The following is a 16,929-nucleotide window of genomic DNA, read 5'->3' on the forward strand; positions in this document are numbered from 1 at the left end:
CTGGCATGATAGAAGCCGAAATCCTGTTCTGGTTCGGCGCTCTCATGCCGCGCGTTCGCAAAAAACTCAAATATTGCGAGCTATGGGGGACGCCGTTTGGACCCACATATTCAGAATACTGCCTCATTGTGGGTGCCCAACCGAGCCGGCTATCTCATTGTGGGTGTCCAATCGAGCCTGCGATCAAGCCCGCGGACCACTTCTTCATCGCCAAACCAGACTCAGAAAACAGGCCCCTCGCAAACGGGGCGGCGTCCATATATGTCCCATTACTCCGCTGGGCCGCCCACGCCAAGGAACATCTTCTGCTCCGTACCTTGATACTGTGGGGTCCACTCCCGGTCTTCCGCATCGCATTCGTAGTGATACTCAGTGGTCGAAAAAATGACCTGGGCTTGGTTCTGCCTGGCGAGTTCCTTCAGTTTGGCAATGAAATTCCCAAGATCGACGGCCTCGATATCCTGCTGGCGAGGCGTGTCGAGGATGAAGAACCGGAATCTGTTGGCGGGATCGCGCGTGTAGAGCTCGAACAGCGCAGCCCGGATTGCAAGGATGACGCGAACGAGCGTGCTTCCCCGAAACTGGCGTATCTTTTCTTCGCCGAAATGAACCCCGAAGTCGTTGTCGACATGAACCTCGCGGGATACGTTCTTGGTATGAAGCGTATCCAGCCAGAACAGGATCTGTTCACGCAGATCACGGCGGAGCTCAAGCAGCCTAATGTCACTCACGGCGCCCGATCCACCCATGGAAGCGAGATCATTCTGCACCTTCTCGCGCTCGTTTAAGAGCTCGATGTAAGATTCCTGCTCGCTCTCGAGCCGCTCGACAGAGTCGGCTTCGCTCTGAAGCGCGAACATCGTTTTCGTCAGCTCCGTCATGGTCTCAAGCACTCCGTCAATACCTTCTCCGGAGCGGATTCTCTCTCGCCTGCGCTGCAGCTCTGCAATCTCACCTTTTATCTCCGAGAGCCGACGATCAAGTTCGGTGATGCGCCCTCGTTGAAGTTGAGTGTTGCGATCAAGGTCTTTGACCTGATCACGCAGGTAGAGAAGGTTTTTCCCGTACGACTCGGCACTGGTCAGAAAGAGACCGCATTCAGGCTTGGCACAGATATCCTCAAAGGAGGAAAACAGGCGCCGCGCCTCTTCGTTGAGCGACAGGGTGTTGATCTCAGTCTCAATCTCATCTTTGATGCTCACAAAGCCGTCCGCGCGCATGCGAAGGTCTCGCATCTCCGATGCCAGTTCGTCAGCGACACGTTTACGATCATGGATCAGCGAACTTACGGCAGAGTAGGCATCGCTACTGAGGCTCTCACTTTCTTTGAGCGCTTCAATCCGTTCCATGGTTTGCTCAATATCGGTCTGGAGCTCGCTGAGTGAGCGCCTCGGCGATGGGAGCTCTGCGGTGAGACTCTCCATCAGGGACTGTTTCCGAACCACGGCACGATCAAGCCCTTCCAGCCAGCGCTTTTTCTCTATGCCAATCTTCTTCTTATCGAATGAGTGCTTCGGCGGAATCCCGAAAGCGAGCCTGACCATCTCCGCGTACTGATCCTTGATGAAAGACGCGGGCGGGTTGTAGAGGCTCGTATATGCCGTGTCCTGATCCAGATAGAAAAGGGGCAGAAAAGTTGAAAGGTAAGGCGTGACCGGTTCGTTCTGGGTCGACGTCAGTGTTTCGCGTTCAACGTTAAGGAGATCGAAAAGCGCTCGGCTAAACTCCTTCTCATCATAGAAAGACGCAACTTCGCCATCGGCGATGATTTGGGCGTCGAAGCCACGATCGATCCGGCGCTTCAGGCAAACCTCCTGCTCCCCGGCACGTAGGTTCAACGTGACCGATTCACAGTGCTGGTAGATGTCTTCTCTAAACGTCACGGGATAGCCGAGCGCGTATGCGACCGACTGAATCAACGGAGTCTTTCCGCAGCCATTGGGCCCGAAGAGCTGGGTGAGCTGCTCCCCGAATTCGAGCACGGGGGATTGCCACCCTTGCCCACCTGTTGGCTCAATCTGAACGTTCAGCAAAACCATCAAACCCCCAACGAAATCTGCTTCTCAGCACTAATGTTTCTGTAGTGCCTTTCAATGAGCCTAAGCGTATACGCAAGGTCCGAGTCAAGCGTAAGCGCTCGTTTAACCACAGCCTTTCCGGATTCGGCGATTCCTATCCGGCGCTTGTGCTGATCGATATCTACGAGCTCTGCCGTTTCCAGAAACGTAAGAGCGCGAACAGTTCTCATCCTGAGATTTGCAGACCAGCCGAGATGCTGTGAGGAGCCCTTGAATCCCGGAAAAGACCGCTCCAGACACTCGCCGACGAGCTGGCCGATCTCATCAACGGGCGGCTTCCTTCTATCCTTTGCAAGCATAAGAATGGTTATGGCGAGCAGCGGAAGATGAAACAGGGCCTCGTTGCTAAGCCTTGGAGGGTTCGACTCCCCCTGCCCGTCATAATGCAGGGCGATATCCCGGCTTCGAACCTCTTCGAAGAAAGTCTCATAGTCCATAGCTACGACTCCCCCCTCACGAGAGCGGCCAGGACACCGCCAAGCAGCAGCTCTTTCGAAAGCGACTCTGAGACCTGCTTTCCCTCCAGATCGGTCATCAGCTTCTCGATTTTCTCATCGACGTCTTGGAACGATATTTCGCCCCGGGCGAGCATATTGTTGACCGATGACAGCCGCTGCATCAGGAAGTTAAGATCATACTCCGGCAGGAAATGGCGCTTTTCCCTGTACCAGATATCCCACTCCACCTTGGCGCGTGAGCAAAACTCGATCATCTCCGGCGTGGCATCGGCGTCAGATAATTTCCTCTGGATTATTGAGGCGTGCTTGACGGCCTTGGGGTCACCACCCTGCAGGAGGCGGTCATACGCCCCCTTGGAAATGCTGAGAATCTCGAGAAGATCAGCGATTCCGATCCCGACAGAATCGTCCAGCTCGTCCTCGGACATCTCCGAAATCAGTTTCGAAAACGACTTCGCCTCTACAAGACTAACGAGGCCGCGGATGATTTCCTCACATTCGGTGGGGTGCAGATCGATCTCGCTAAATTTGTAGATAGCATTCCTAGCAAGGGCATGGAAGTCATGGTCATGAGGGGCTATGTAAGTGACACCCGGAACCAATTGTAGCTTGCCCAGCAGCTCCTGGATGTGATCTTCATCCAGAGGCTCGTCTTCGACCAGCGCCTCGTTAAAATTGGCAATCAGATCTTTAACGTCCTTCGTCGTGAAGTCGGCGCTTTCCAGGCTCTCCGCGATCTTTTCGACATCATCGTCGAAGTGGACGTTTGTCAGCAGGACGACATTGCCGCAGCAATTCGTAAACCGGATGGTGTGGAGCAGTAACTTACCGGCAAAGCTACCGGCGATCTTCTCGGGCTTGGCGGCCTTCCTTTTGTAGAGGCCGAATACATCACTCTTCCCCCACTGGTGGTTCCGCTTGCCTTTCGTCTTAACTTGATAGAAGTGGTAAATGGGCTCGCCTGTTGCTTGCGAGCGGGTGACGAAATCGTCGTGGTAATCGCAATAGACGCGATCAATACTGTTCCCCGAGAGGATGGAAAGACACTCATAGGCTGCCGCCCGAAACTGGGCCTGATAGCGGGCAATTGTATCCCGCCCGGAGGTTTCCCGCGGCTTGATCTGATGCACACCCATCTCGTTATTTGCTGCTGCCTTGCTCACCGGAACCTCTCGTCGCTGCCTTTCGTATCTCTCAACCTTAGTGAGCCTCCGTTTGGATACCCATATTCAGAACACTGCCTCATTGTGGGTGTCCAACCGAGCCAAAAATGCGCACCACGCCCCCCATACACGTTCTCAGACATCTAACAGCGTATTAGACGGCGTATTCTATGACTAGGTGAACGTGCAGGCACGTTTTTCCGGCAAATGCAGCCTGCCAAGGTTCTCACAAGCTTTTGATCCTTAGGCCTATTAACTAACATTAGGCTATATATCCAAAATTCGCACGCCTGCTGCATTTCCCGGAACGGCCGCTCTGGGTCCAGGCCGTGTGAAAACAGAAAAAAGCTGGTCTGAATCAAAAATCGCCCCCCTCAGCTCCCCGGTGAGCCTTTCTGAGCCACTGCTTCGATGATGGCTGTCTAATGCTGTCGCGACATATCGGAATGATTGCATCACCAAAAGCACCACTGTCGCGTTTTACTCCCCTTGAAAACATAGGGAAAACGGGCTGATTACGCCCGTGCAGCCCGCATTAACTCGTTGACACCCAAGATGCTCATGACACGCTTCAGATTGTAAGCCAACACATGAAGACTCATTTCCGTGCTCACATTTTTAAGCCGCCTTGTCAGGAAATGCGTCGATCCCATCCAAGCCTTCAACGTCCCGAACGGATGCTCTACCGTTTGTCGCCTTAGACGCATCATTTCTGGATGCCAATCGAGGCGTGACTGCGCTGCTTCAAGCACATCTTCGTGCTCCCAACGTTTGATCCTCCTCTCCTTTCCAGTCGTACATTTCTCCTTTATGGAGCAGCTTCCACATGCCGAGCTCCAGTAGCAATGCAGCGTCTGCCCCTTTTCCTCAGTTTGAAACCGCCATATTAGTCTCTGCCCCGCAGGACAGATATATTCATTGCTTTCAGAGGAGTAGCGAAAAGCGTCTTTTGCAAAAAGCCCCTTGGCCTGGCTTGGCGATGTCACTGGCTTGGGTAGATAGGTAGTGATGCGTTCCTTGTGGCAGGCCAGAATTTCCTCGCCCTTGTAGTAGCCCCTGTCGGCTACGACTTCGAGCTCCTTGATGCCAGTGGCCTCACGAGCTTGCTTGGCCATGTTGGCCAACTGACTACGATCATGGCCGATGTTGGTCACCTCGTGGGCCACAATCAAATGGTGCTGGCTATCAACAGCGGCCTGCACGTTGTATCCCACAACCCCTGTCCCTCTGCCACTGGTGGCCATGGACCGAGCATCCGGGTCCGTCAAGGAAGTTTGCTGATCGGGAGACCGTAGCCGCTCCACCTCAACCGACTGTAATCGTGAGGTTTCTTCCCTCAGCTTTCTGATTTTCTCCTTCAGGTGTGCGGTCTTGGCCTCTGCCAGGGCAGGCTCCTCGCGATCGGCTGCGTCAAGCTGGGTGAGGTATCGTTCGAAGCTTTCTTCGATCTGCTCGAGGCGCCGCTTCATCTTGGTCGCTGTGAAATTACGGTCACGGTTGTTGACGGCCTTGAACTTGCTACCGTCGATGGCCACGATAGCTTGGGAGAAAAGCTCCAGGCGTCGGCAAAGCACGATGAACTCTCGACAGACCCGACGAATGGCCTCGCCATTATCCTTGCGGAAATCCGCGATCGTCTTGAAATCCGGTGTCAGGCGCTCAGTCAGCCACATCAGCTCGACGTTGCGCTGCGTCTCACGCTCCAGGCGGCGACTTGACTGGAGGCGATTGAGGTAGCCGTAGATGTAGAGTTTCAGAAGAACAGCGGGATGGTAGGCTGGCCGCCCCGTTGCGTGCGGATCGACACCCTTGAAACCAAGGCCTCTGAGGTCGAGCCCCTCAACGAAAGCCTCGATGGCACGGACCGGGTTATCGTCTGCGATGAAGTCGTCCAAAAGCGCAGGAAACAAAGTGCCTTGGTCTCGGGCCTCTCCCACCACGAATCGCTTCATCGCCATTTCCTCAGCGGACCTCGGCAAAGTATAGCGGCCACCACGTTTTCACACAGCCTGGGTCGTGAGCTGACTTTCCTTCACATATAAACCCCATGCTCGATGCGGATCAGCAGGTCATGTACCTGTTGCGGATCTTCATCGAGAACTTCTATCGGAGAGCGATCGTTCAGCTGCTTCAGTGATTTTGCCATCCATCGTTGAGCCTTTTCCTTATCTCCAAAGACCCTTTCTGCCGCTGCCCATACATCATTGTCCTTCAGGTACTCCACTACCTCACGGCCGACGTCTGGCATCTCGTGCCAGGCTTTCAGCTCTTCAGACTGCCGTGCCTGGGGATCGCACTGCTTCAGCAGCTGATCGAGTGAGTAAGGACGCTCTTCCAGGGGGACTGCCTCGGCGAAATTTGCTTCACGGGAAGTGAGTGTGTCGCGCAGCCAGGCTTCAACCTCTGCACACACCGCGTCGTTTTCTTCAGGCGGCACGAGGGCTGCGTCGATCTCGGAGCTGCGGCGTATGAAAAATTCGTCAGGAATGGCCACGGAGTAGCCACCACGCAGGTAGGCAATGATCTCGCCACTCATGGCGGCCATGTAGGATCGATCGCTCTGCAGGCACTCCAGGGCCTCGCGGAAGGTCTCCAGGGGCTGGGGGAAGCGGTCGCGGAGGTCGATGGCCCGATAGGCGAAGATCCACCCCAGTGGATCGGTTGGAGCTTGTGCTGGCGATGTCATGGACTGGCTTCTCCCGTGCTCATATGCTGGGTATCAGGGTAGCCCACAGAGCGGCAGGCACTCCCTCTCACGAAGGCCGAATCAATCGAGGAAGGCGCCGATGCCTTCCTGGTCGATAGCGGCGTGCACCGTGTCCAGGGCGGCCTGGTCGATGGCGAATCGTTCGTCCCAGACGTGGGAGGTGCCGTCCTCATTGACGACTTCCAGCAGCCAGTCGTTTTCCTCATCCAACCGGTAGATATCGACCTGCAGGGTATGGCCATCGCGGGTGATGGCCTGGCTGAGCGGACTCTGAATCAGTTCGGGTTCGGTGCTCACGAGGTTCTCTCCAGAATCGTTGTCGAGGTAAGGGGGATTACTCCACCCCCAGCGCCTTCACCACGGCATCCACTGGCTCGGCGTAGAAGCTGGTCTGGAACTTGGTGAACAGCTCCGCGGGGATGGTTGGGATATCCGCGGCGCTGGCCATGGGCAGGGTGACGCGTTTGCCGCCGGCGTCGAAAGAGACCTGCAGGCATTCGGCGAGGTTCTCTACGGGCTTAAGGCTGCCACCCAGGCTCATGTCGCCTAGCACCACCATCTGGCTTTGGGTAGGCCTTCCTAGCAGCCCAGACGCGAAGGCCACCAGGCTGGCCAGGGCCAGATCTCGCAGCACTCCGGTGTTCTGCAGGTCCACCACGTGCAGGTGGAAGTCGTGATCCAGCACCTTGTTGGCCGCACTGATCCGGCTGGCGTTGGCCTTGAAGTAGTCGAAGGCCATCTTGACCTGCTCCTTAGCGTGGGTGGAGTTACCCAGGCCCGACATGGCCAGCTTGCCGCTGCCAGCGGTGACCTGCAGTTCGATGCGGTAGACCCCCGGCATGCCCTTGTCGCTAAGGCCGATGGTGTGCACCACGCCGGGCTTGCCGAGCCCTTCGGGGATCAGCCCGCCGCCGCCTTGCTCCTTCACCGAGACGAAGTGCTCTTCGAGCGTCTCCTTGTCGATGTAGCTGAAGTGGACGTCATAGAACTCCATGCCGCCGATCTTCTTGAGCTGTTCCTTGACCCGGCGGCGAACCTGCAGGGCGTACTCCAGGCACTGGCGCACGTCTTCCTTCTGGTACTCCCCATGGGGGTAAAGCAGCTTGAGTAGGCCGGAAACGGTCTTGCGCACGGCGATGACGTCGCGCTGGTTGAGGTTGTCGCCAAGACGGAAGTGCTGGTCGATGGCGTCGGCGAAGCTGCGCTTGCGCATCTCGCGGTAGAACTCGGCCAGGTAGTCGACGATGAAGCCGTAGCGCTGGGTGAAGAACGACGGCCGCATCTTGGGGATCTCCCAGCCCGGGATGTAGGCGTGGAAGCGGTCGAAGAAGGCGGCGTCGATCATGGCGTCGGGGAACGGCGTCAGCAGGTGGCTGGTCTTCACCAGCGACTCGACGCTCTGGTTGATGTTGCCGATGAACACCATGGAGGCGGAGGCCTCCATCTGCTCACGTCCACGGGCGAACGAGCCGGAGGCCATGTAGTCCTTCATGATCTGCACGCCGTCCTTGTCCTTGAACGAGATGCCCGCCACCTCGTCGAAGGCCACCAGGTCCCACATGCCGACCAGGCCGATGCGCCGCGAGCTCATGTTGTAGAACAGGTTGGCCACCGTGGTCTGGCCGCCAGAGACCAGGATGCTGTTGGGCGAGCACTCCTTATAGATATGGCTCTTGCCGGTGCCGCGGGGCCCCAGCTCGCACACGTTGTAGTTGTTCTCGACGAAGGGAATCATCCGGGCCAGCAGGTGCCACTGCACGCTCGCGTCGAGCGCGGCCGGCTCCATGCCGATGGAGCGGATCAGCACCTCGCGCCACTGCTCGGTGGTGAAGCCGCGGCGCCCCTCGAACAGCTCCTCCATGTTCATGTGGGGCATCTGGATCGGCTTGAGCTGGCTGACGCCGAACGGCGAGCCGCGTTGCCCCTCCTCGTGGTAGTAGCTCAGGGTGGCGATCACCCAGATACCGCCCACCAGCAGCTTCTCGTGCTCCTTGACGATGCCCGCGGAGATCTCGGCGTCCTTGATCCCGAGGTTGCTGAACGCCGCCTCGTAGCAGTCCTGCTTCTCGTTGAGGCGCACCGTCACCCGGTCGATCACCTTGAAGCTGCCGCGCTCGCGAACCAGCGATTTCACTTTCTCGGCCTCGTCGGGGCGCACGTAGTTGTCGGCGAGGATTGTCTTGACGTTCTTCAGGCCCTCGTCGATCACCTCCTGATCGTCGGAGGCGCAGTACATGCCGAGCAGATACTCCAGTACGTAGACCGGCACGTTGGCGCCTTCCTTGACCCGCTGGGTCAGGTCCTTGCGCACCACCCGACCGGCGAAGTGGGTATTGAGGAGGGGGTCGAGGTCGTTCTCCTGCTCCACGGCGGGCTGAGGTGGCATATCGGGCTGCGGTTCACTGTCCATGCTGAAAGTCACGCCAGAGGCTCCAGAATACGGTGGTGACAGGGTGCCAACGTGAGCGGCCGGCGGCGCCGGGCCCTCGGCTTAGAAGAAATCATCTGTGAAAGCCAGGTCGATGACCACCCGGTAGCGCTCCAGCTCGGTGCCGAGGTCCTTGTCGCGCAGCACCAGGAAGTAGTCGCGCTTGCGGTCGAAGTCGGTACCCGACAGCGACAGGCGCACGGACTTCATGCGCTCATTCATGTTGTCGCTCGTGCTGTCGAAGGTCACCGTCTCCTCGCTGGAGACCGCTTCGGTGCCCTCGAAGATGGCCAGGGCCAGGGTGATGGGCTTGAGCTGCTCGCTGACCGCCTCGGTCTGCAGCAGGTCGAAGCGCTGGATGTTGTTGACCATCTTCAGCGAGGCCTTGGGCGAGATCACGTCCACCTTGCGGCGGGTGCGCTTCTCGACCTTCTCGCCGCGCAGCTGCTTGACGGTGAGCACCGGCACGACGATCTCCTGGGGCATGATGCCGCCATGCACGAAGCGGGCGCCGCCGACGAAGTGGAAGCGGTGGGCGCCCTTGGGTATCCAGAACTCGGTGTCGCAGGTGGTGCCGGCGGTCTTGCGGGTATGGCCGTGCCATACGCTGGCGTTGTCGGGCAAGTTGGTTCCCAGCACGTAGCGCTTCTTGCTCTTGAAGGCGCCGGCCGGCTTCTCGGTCAGGCTGGTGCGGTCGGTGGCATCCAGCTTGCTGCGCTGGAACAGGAAGCCGTGGTCGGCGGTGACCAGCACGGTGCTGGTGTTGAGGTGCATGAGGATCTTGCGGGTGAGCGTATCGAGCTCCTCGATGGCGTCCTCCACCGCGGCGAAGGTCTCGCTTTCGGTGCTGGCGGTATCCCCCCGGGCGTCCACCAAGTTGTGGTAGACGTAGACCAACTGCATGCCCTTGATCGCCTCGCGCCCCTGCTCGCGGGACCAGCCCCTCACCTCCTCGGCGGTCACGGCCATGGCCTGGCCACTCACGGCGGCGCTCAGGCGCTGGCTGCGGTTCTCGGTGCCCTGGCTCGACTTGCCATCCACCAGCACGCTGTCGCTGCCCGGCTGGTAGCTCAGCTCACGGTGAGGCAGTAGCGAGGCCATGCCCAAGGTGGTGTAGCTGGGCACCACGCCAAGCTGGCTGCCCAGGGTGGCCTCGCTGTAGCGCTTGGCGTTGATGCGCTCACGCAGCTCCTCGGCCGCCTCATAGCGGAAGGCGTCGCTGATGATCACCACCAGGCGCTTGTTGCGGTGGGCGTCCAGGTGCGGGCGCACCACGTCACGGAAGAAGTGCTGCTGGTTGGGGAGGCGCGGCAGTTTCCAGTCGTGCAGCCGCCCCTCGGCGTCGACGCGCTCGCTCCAGTTGCGGGTGAGCTGGCCCAGGAACCACTCGTCATAGCAGTGCTCCACCGCCTCATCGAGCTTCTTGAGCAGCTCCACGCCGGTGCTGTCGGAAGCCACCGCATAGTGGCGGTAGGCCGTATCGAAGCGGTAGAGCTCGCTGCAATACGCGTGGTAGAGCGCCTCGACGCTCTCGTAATGAAAGCCGTTGAGGTGCTGCTGTCGCAGGGCAAACAGGTCGATGGCGGCGCTCAGGGCGGCGTAGAGCTGGCGATAGCGCGTCCGGCGCTCGTCATTCTTGTGGCGCGAGGCCCAGTAGCCGTCCAGGCGTTCGGCGATGATGCCGCGGAACATCTCCAGGTCACGCACATCGGCCTGGGGGATGGCCAGGCACAGGTCGACGATGATCTGCTTCTCGACCACTTCGAAGGTCGCCACGTTGGCCAATCGCTCCAGCGGCACATCGCGGATCTTGTCCTCGATACGCAGTGCCTCGGCGACCCAGCCAGAGATCACATCGAAGGCCGGGTAGAAACGCGAGCTGTCCCGCCAGCGGGAGAGCAGCGCCCGCGAGGTGGCCCGGGCGTTCACCGAGGCGATGGCATGGCTCTGTGCCCAGTCGGGGATCTCGGAGATGCTCTCGCAGTAGCCGGTGGTCAGCAGCCGCAGCATCAGCTGGCCGAACGGCAGCGGCGCCTCGCCGTTGAGCTCCGCCTGGCTGGCGGGATAGCCCACCTCCAGCTGCAGAGCCCGCACCAGGCTCGGCACCAGGGCGTACTTGGCCATCTCCTCCAGCGAAGAGGGATTGCCCTCCAGCCCTACCTCCTCAACCACCGCCTCATCGGCCAGGTGGAACAGCAAGGTGGCGATATCCAAGGCCGGCGCGCCCACCACAGCGGCACACATGGCCAGATCGAGGCCATCCTCGTCCAGCTCCGGCGTAACCAGGCGCTTAAGCGCCTCAATGCGCTTGCGGTTGCCCAGAAACGCCTGCCGCTGAGCCAGATGCTCGCGCAGCGCATGTAGTGTGAGCCCCAGCTCATTGAAGATCATCGACAGCTGATCGGCGTAGAAGCGCCCGGAGTAGAGCTTGATGTCCAGCAGCCAGTCATCTTCCGGCGCCGGCTCCGCATAGGGGAAGTAGAGCAGCGTCGGCGTCTCCGGCTCGTCCAGCTCCAGGCGCAGCTTCACGCCGAAGGTGGACTGCCCAGCCATATTGAGGATCTGCACGCCATCGAGAGGCAGCTCATCCAGCGCATCGATAAAATGGCCCGGGGCGTCGTACCAGAAGACGAGGCGGTGGCCTTCAGTAAAAAAGGATTCACTCAGCCCCAGAGTAAGATCTTGAGTATTCATACGAAGGCAGCCTGAGATATTTTTGTACTCCCATCCATAGGTCAATATCTATTTGCACTCTGCAATGGGGAAATAAACATCCCCCAGAAATGCTCGGCCATACCTTCATTTGTCATTAGGGCATCCCTATTCCCAGACATCATATGGCCGCCCATGAGAGGGCGAAAACCGATCACTTGCCCGTTGTCATCTATAGTCATGCTTTCGTTGCAAGAATTTTTCGACACCCCGCTTTGGCTATAACAAATAGCTCCTAGTCCAGAGTTTCGATCATTCCTCCATATGCCGCATTGACAAGCTTTTTGTCCATTTTGATAAATGGCGCATGAAAAAGAATCTGCCTCACGGATCTGAAAATCAATATCCAAGCCGGAATTTCTATTTTTAAGTTCTTCAAGAGAGTTATCGAAAAATCTAACCAAATATTCAAACCCTTCCTTACAAGCACGATCGCGGTCCAAGTCTGTAATTTTTTGAGGGATAGCCAAGTTGCTAGATCGAGGAGTCGTAACATCATGGGAGCTCGATGTATGTGTGGCCTCAGGGCGCAAGGGATTACGCCTAGAAGGTTCGGCACCGACTTGATCTAACGCTCTTGAAACCGCGTCGACGACCTGAACAAAACCTTCATCGTAACTTGGGAACTGAACAACTGGTTTGCCATCTTTAGTAGCAGCCAAAAGTTTTCCGAATGGAAGCTGATGCCAAGCACAAGGTCTAAGGATAACAGGGATTACTATAGCTTCGCCACGATCATGTCGCTGCAAAGCACTCTCCATCTCTACCTGGAAGCAATAATCAGAGTTTATAAAATCGCTGCTTACTAGAAGCAAAATGATGTCAGCTTCTAGAAAGTGCTTATCAATCTGTCCTTCAAACTCTTCACCTGGGACAATTCTTCTATCATGCCAAGCATCAATCTTCCCCATGCGCTTCAGAGGAGACAAGTGCTTCTCCAATTCATTACGCAGCTCTTCGTCAGAATGTGAGTAAGAAAAAACCAACTTTGCCATATTGGGGCCCCTGATGTTAGAAGCGGAACTCAATCATCTAAAGCTAGACATAACGATCAATTTGCTTTAGGAATGCAATTAGCCGCCCCGTGTTGATTGGTGAGCTGCCAAGTTGAAACTGCTGCCAAGCGTCAATAAACATCATTTCATCCCTGTTGGGCTTTCTCCCTCCAGGCTGACCGCTACCACATCCTTCAGACGCAAGCGCTAAATCGATGCCTGGTGCCTTAATGTAAATCTTGACACAAACCGCACCAATGCCTCGGTGATGGTTTATTTGATCAGCAATCCAGCTCTCTGAAGCTTCACTCAATTCTTTTTCAACATTATTAACTGATATCTTAATCATAGATACACCTCAATTTACAAGAGAGCTTATTTGCCGGTGACCTGCTTTACCTCAGCCAACAAATCCCCAAACTTCACATAGTTCACCTTTACCCCATCATCCAGATACAGTGAGATGCGCTGGTCGGCGTAATGGCGCAGCTTCTCATCAAAGGCGTTGAGCTCCGCCTGCTGCTTGTAGAGCTTGCTCAGTTCCTTCTCGATGCGCTTGGCTTCGGCGGCGGAGGCGCTGGATTCCTTATCCTGCTCCAGCTTCTCGACGTAGCTGGCGAGCTTCTCGGTGAGTGGGATCACATAGTCGGTGCGCATCTCGGCCAGGGTGCTCTCGTTGTAGCGGTGCAGGTACACAAGGCATTCGAAGGCTTTCTGCTTGCCGGAGCTAAACAGCCAGTAGATGGGGCGCTTCTTGTAGGTGCGCAGGTGATCCTTGAAGAACTGTGTACTTAGGTAGCGGCGTATGGTATCCAGCGCGGCTTCGCCCTTCTTTGGCTTGATGGCATGTAGGCAGAGGCTTTCGGCCACGAAGTCGAGATTTTCCTGCAGGTGCTCATCGCCCCAGACGGTGCGAATGAAGTCACGGAAGCGGTTGGTGGCATCGTCCAAAAACCACTCCCTATCGGTCAGAGGGATAATGCCATTACAGTCAACAGGAAAAGCTGTATAAACCCCATCGGCGATGAGATCATCAAACCCTATATTACCAGCATGAGCATAAACCAATCCCTCACGATCCAGAGAGTATCTTCCGAACATACATCCTAAAGCATAGCTGACAAACTCCGAAACAGTATCAGACTGGAATCTTCCCTCTAAATCTTCTAAATCCCGATCTTCTTCCTCATCATATCTATAATATGGATTGGCCGTTAGAGTAATTTCATTTACTGGAATATCTTCACTTTGCAAATGATCCATCTCATAAGCATCATCAAACAACTTGTTGTTTTCTTTTTCTAGGTTGGCAAGCTTGTCCACTAGCGCTTTGTCTTGAGCCCTAATTCTTCTATATATCTCCCTCGCATTGCAAGTATTTTTAATTAGAATTAGCGGAGAACCTAGAAAATGTTGTGATCGCTCAAGTCGATCCCAATCTTTTTTAGCTATCTCGACGCATTCGCGACCAATTTCGTTTGACTTACTTAAATCAAAGTCACATACAGGGAGGGAAGACAAGGCACCTTCTGAATAGTCTATGGTTGGTGATGTCTTTCGAAGAATATCGATCACCACTGCGCTATTTATGAATGAGATTAATGAGAAAACTGGCCAGCTGTCACTTGGAAAACAAACAGACCCTTTGCTTTCGAATGCATATCCCTCGGGAAAATATCGCATTGAAAGGTTGGCGCTTGTTATTGTGGACCATGTGCCTCCAGGTTTAAAAAACCAATCCACATTTTGTGGACGAGATCTAAGCCTTCCGTCACTGTCTTTAAATTTTTTTATCCTTTCACCTCCATGCTCCCAGTCAATCAGGTGTTCTATATTTCCGTACCACTTTCTATACCTCCCTCCTTTAGAGCAGAAGAACCATTTTCCACCGGGGCTTGATTCACCCTCCTTGCCAAAGCCTATCTTTGTCACATCAACTTCGTGCCAGAGCCGTAAAAACCTCTCATTCTCTCCTGTTTTTATTCCCTGTCTAGGATAAGCGTAGCTTCTCAATACTCGTCCAGAATCATAAGATTTGTATATAGACTCACTCAGTGTAAACACAAACGGGCTGCTAGGAATTGAGGAAAATCTTTCAAGAGGCAAATCTATTCTCCTCCCCTTGCCTTCCATCTTTTTTAATATTTTCTTTATTTCGTCTGACTGTTCTTCAAGCCCCCACACTTCAGTTAAATCAAAAAACGATGAAATTGAATTTATTTGTGATTTTTGTGCCGCAAAAAAACAAATGGGAACCGCGGCGCTTTCTGATATTGCATGGTATTCGGGCTGAACTAATGTTCGAACCTTGATTTTGTCAATCAACAAGTGACGAAAATCTTCGTATGAAGAAAGGAACATCCATGTATATGGCGTCATTAAGCCACAGTACGCGTTGATTTTTAAAAGTCCATCAAATCTAACGGCGAAGGCCGCGTAAAGGTCATTTTTCCCTTCAGGATATTCACTCTCTACATAGTTTTTAACTTTTCCCATCATTGCTTTTTTAGCTAAATAGGGCGGATTTGCAACGACAGCATCGTATTTTTGTGACATTACCCACGCCTGCTCCACGATGGGCATCAATTGCTTGGCAGCAATCTTCTGCATGGTGTCGCCGCTGTCGCTGAGCTTATTCAGCTCGTCCCGCAGGGTCTTGAGCGGCGCTTCAAAGCTATTGGGCACTTCGATCAGCGAGCCAAAGGTCTTGGCGTCCTGGAAACGCTCGATCAGGTCGACGATGGCCTTGTAGGTGTTGTCGTTGCTGGAGAGCTCTTTCTGCTCACTCTCGAACAGGCTCTGGGACTGGCCCTGGTGCCAATCACCGGTGAGATTGAGGTCGCGCCACAGGGTGCCGGCATCGAGGTGCTGGGTGCTCTGCAGGGCCATCACATTGAGGTGGACACCTCTTGTGAAGATCCGACGGTCGTCCTCCCTGGCCTTCATCAGCAGCGCAAAACCGGCAAGCTGGGCGGCGCGGTCGTCGATATCCAGGCCGAACAGGTTGTTCTCCAAGATCAGCTGGGGGATATCCCGGGAGCGGTAGCCGCGCTCCTCGTAGATGGCCTTCAGCACGTTGTAGGCCTCGACCAAGATGTGGCCGGAGCCACAGGCAGGGTCGAGCACCTTGATGGTCTCGGGATCAATACTCGCCGGGGTGATGGCGTCCAGCTGAGCCTGCACCTCGGGCTCCTGCTCAGCGGGCTCGATGTAGTACGGCATCTGGCCCTTGAGGAGGGAGTCCGGGTAGGTCTGCAGCCACTGGCGGCCCACGGAGTTCTGTACCAGGTACTGAACGATCCAGTTAGGGGTGAACAGCTGGGTGGCGGCGGGAATGTCCTCGCTCTTCACCACCTTGCCGATTACCTGGTTCTTCTTCTCGGCGATGTAGAACTGGTAGAGCCAGCCGATCACCTCGACGTCCTGCCAGTCCTCCTCGGGAATCGCTTCCACCAGCTCGCGGATCAGCGAGTCGGTCTTGGTCAGGTTGTCCGGCAGCAGCAGCTCGCTGGCGTCGTCCAGCGGCTCAAACAGGAACGGCATGGCCTCGTGCAGGGCGTGACACTGGGCCAGCAGCAGCTCGCGGTAGAGCGCCTCGTCCTGGGTGCCGTCGAGCTTGAGCTCACGCACTCGGGCGGAATCCAGCCCGGGCAGGTCGATCTCCAGGCAGTCATCGAGGATCTGGAAGCCGCCCTCGTGGTCCGGGTGGGAAAGCACCCGCCGGCCATGATCCAGGTAGCCCTTAATCTCCATGAAGCGGATCGCGCACAGACGGTTGAACCAGCTGTAGGCGGCCTGCTCCATGGCCTGCTCGAAGCCCAGCTGGGTCACCCACTTGGCCAGCGCCTCGCGGGGGCCGCGCAGCGCTTTTGGGACGCTGTGGGTCTGGCCATCCAGAGCGCTGATCAGCATCACGTCGCCACGCACCTCGGCGGGCGCTACATGGCCCTTGGTGATGCCGTAGCGTGCGGCCTGGCGGGTCATGGCCTCGATGAAGCGGGTACGCGCCTTGGGGGCGTACTTTTTGATGTTCCCTGTGTTCATGCTTGGTTCCTGTCGGCTCCGGATCTTGGGGCCGGTGATCATGCGTGTTGAAAGTGCCTGAGGTTGTCGGCATCCGACGCCAGATCGATCTGATCAAGTTGTCCGGATCCGACCGGCAAGGTGAGGAGGCTGGCATCGTCCCGCAGGCTATGCCGTGGCATGCCTGCTTCAAGGTGCTCCTGCCAGTAGCCATCGGTGCTGAGCAGTAGCGTTTGGCTGTAGAGCGACAATCAAGTTGAGAGTCACGCGACAATCAAGATGAGAAAGCCGAGACCTTGTGTCGCCGAGGTCGTGAGGGCGTAGCCCGAGCGACCTCGGCGAGTGAAGGACGGGGGGCTCCCCTC

Annotated in this window: 11 protein-coding genes; all 11 read right to left on the minus strand. The window is 56.2% G+C overall.

The window, feature by feature from the left end; translation table 11 throughout:
• Nucleotides 1-269: 269 nt before the first annotated feature.
• The 11 genes from MKP05_RS19365 to pglX all read right to left on the minus strand — a co-directional run bounded on the left by MKP05_RS19365 (nt 270) and on the right by pglX (nt 16,585).
• Complete coding sequence (locus MKP05_RS19365) at nt 270-2,039, minus strand: hypothetical protein (RefSeq protein ID WP_240569804.1); 1,770 nt, start codon at nt 2,037-2,039, stop codon at nt 270-272.
• The gene (locus MKP05_RS19370) at nt 2,039-2,515 is read right to left on the minus strand and encodes a hypothetical protein (protein ID WP_240569806.1); all 477 of its coding nucleotides are present in this window, start codon (nt 2,513-2,515) and stop codon (nt 2,039-2,041) included. The genes MKP05_RS19365 and MKP05_RS19370 overlap by 1 nt, the downstream gene beginning before the upstream one ends.
• Before the next feature lie 2 nt (nt 2,516-2,517).
• On the minus strand, nt 2,518-3,699 hold the full coding sequence (locus tag MKP05_RS19375) for a dsDNA nuclease domain-containing protein (RefSeq protein WP_240569807.1): 1,182 nt from the start codon (nt 3,697-3,699) through the stop codon (nt 2,518-2,520).
• A 515-nt stretch (nt 3,700-4,214) separates the two neighbouring features.
• Nucleotides 4,215-5,651 carry an IS1182 family transposase gene (locus tag MKP05_RS19380; RefSeq protein WP_240569808.1) on the minus strand — a complete coding sequence of 479 codons (1,437 nt, stop codon included), beginning with the start codon at nt 5,649-5,651 and terminating at the stop codon, nt 4,215-4,217.
• 80 nt (nt 5,652-5,731) lie between these two features.
• Nucleotides 5,732-6,385, minus strand: coding sequence for an antitoxin Xre/MbcA/ParS toxin-binding domain-containing protein (locus MKP05_RS19385; protein ID WP_240569810.1), 654 nt, complete (start codon nt 6,383-6,385; stop codon nt 5,732-5,734).
• A gap of 81 nt (nt 6,386-6,466) precedes the next feature.
• The gene (locus MKP05_RS19390; protein ID WP_240569812.1) at nt 6,467-6,703 is read right to left on the minus strand and encodes a hypothetical protein; all 237 of its coding nucleotides are present in this window, start codon (nt 6,701-6,703) and stop codon (nt 6,467-6,469) included.
• 37 nt (nt 6,704-6,740) lie between these two features.
• Nucleotides 6,741-8,828, minus strand: coding sequence for a protease Lon-related BREX system protein BrxL (brxL, locus tag MKP05_RS19395; protein WP_439109006.1), 2,088 nt, complete (start codon nt 8,826-8,828; stop codon nt 6,741-6,743).
• 69 nt (nt 8,829-8,897) lie between these two features.
• Nucleotides 8,898-11,528 carry a BREX-1 system phosphatase PglZ type A gene (gene pglZ / locus MKP05_RS19400; RefSeq protein ID WP_240569814.1) on the minus strand — a complete coding sequence of 877 codons (2,631 nt, stop codon included), beginning with the start codon at nt 11,526-11,528 and terminating at the stop codon, nt 8,898-8,900.
• A gap of 41 nt (nt 11,529-11,569) precedes the next feature.
• On the minus strand, nt 11,570-12,541 hold the full coding sequence (locus MKP05_RS19405) for a toll/interleukin-1 receptor domain-containing protein (protein ID WP_240569815.1): 972 nt from the start codon (nt 12,539-12,541) through the stop codon (nt 11,570-11,572).
• A gap of 43 nt (nt 12,542-12,584) precedes the next feature.
• A complete protein-coding gene (locus MKP05_RS19410) occupies nt 12,585-12,890 on the minus strand; it encodes a hypothetical protein (protein WP_240569817.1) in 306 nt (101 codons plus the stop codon).
• Nucleotides 12,891-12,916: 26 nt separating this feature from the next.
• Nucleotides 12,917-16,585, minus strand: a complete 3,669-nt coding sequence (gene pglX / locus MKP05_RS19415; RefSeq protein WP_240569818.1) for a BREX-1 system adenine-specific DNA-methyltransferase PglX — start codon at nt 16,583-16,585, stop codon at nt 12,917-12,919.
• Nucleotides 16,586-16,929 lie beyond the last annotated feature (344 nt).

Origin of the sequence: Halomonas flagellata, from assembly GCF_022487945.1 — a bacterium.
In the GTDB taxonomy this organism is placed as follows: Bacteria; Pseudomonadota; Gammaproteobacteria; order Pseudomonadales; family Halomonadaceae; genus Halomonas; species Halomonas flagellata.

Excerpts from the sequence above, each read along its gene's own strand:
- MKP05_RS19365 (WP_240569804.1), bottom strand. The coding sequence starts at position 2,039 with ATGGTTTTGCTGAACGTTCAGATTGAGCCAACAGGTGGGCAAGGGTGG.
- MKP05_RS19370 (WP_240569806.1), bottom strand. The coding sequence starts at position 2,515 with ATGGACTATGAGACTTTCTTCGAAGAGGTTCGAAGCCGGGATATCGCC.
- MKP05_RS19380 (WP_240569808.1), bottom strand. The coding sequence starts at position 5,651 with ATGAAGCGATTCGTGGTGGGAGAGGCCCGAGACCAAGGCACTTTGTTT.
- MKP05_RS19385 (WP_240569810.1), bottom strand. The coding sequence starts at position 6,385 with ATGACATCGCCAGCACAAGCTCCAACCGATCCACTGGGGTGGATCTTC.
- pglZ (WP_240569814.1), bottom strand. The coding sequence starts at position 11,528 with ATGAATACTCAAGATCTTACTCTGGGGCTGAGTGAATCCTTTTTTACT.
- MKP05_RS19405 (WP_240569815.1), bottom strand. The coding sequence starts at position 12,541 with ATGGCAAAGTTGGTTTTTTCTTACTCACATTCTGACGAAGAGCTGCGT.
- MKP05_RS19410 (WP_240569817.1), bottom strand. The coding sequence starts at position 12,890 with ATGATTAAGATATCAGTTAATAATGTTGAAAAAGAATTGAGTGAAGCT.
- pglX (WP_240569818.1), bottom strand. The coding sequence starts at position 16,585 with ATGAACACAGGGAACATCAAAAAGTACGCCCCCAAGGCGCGTACCCGC.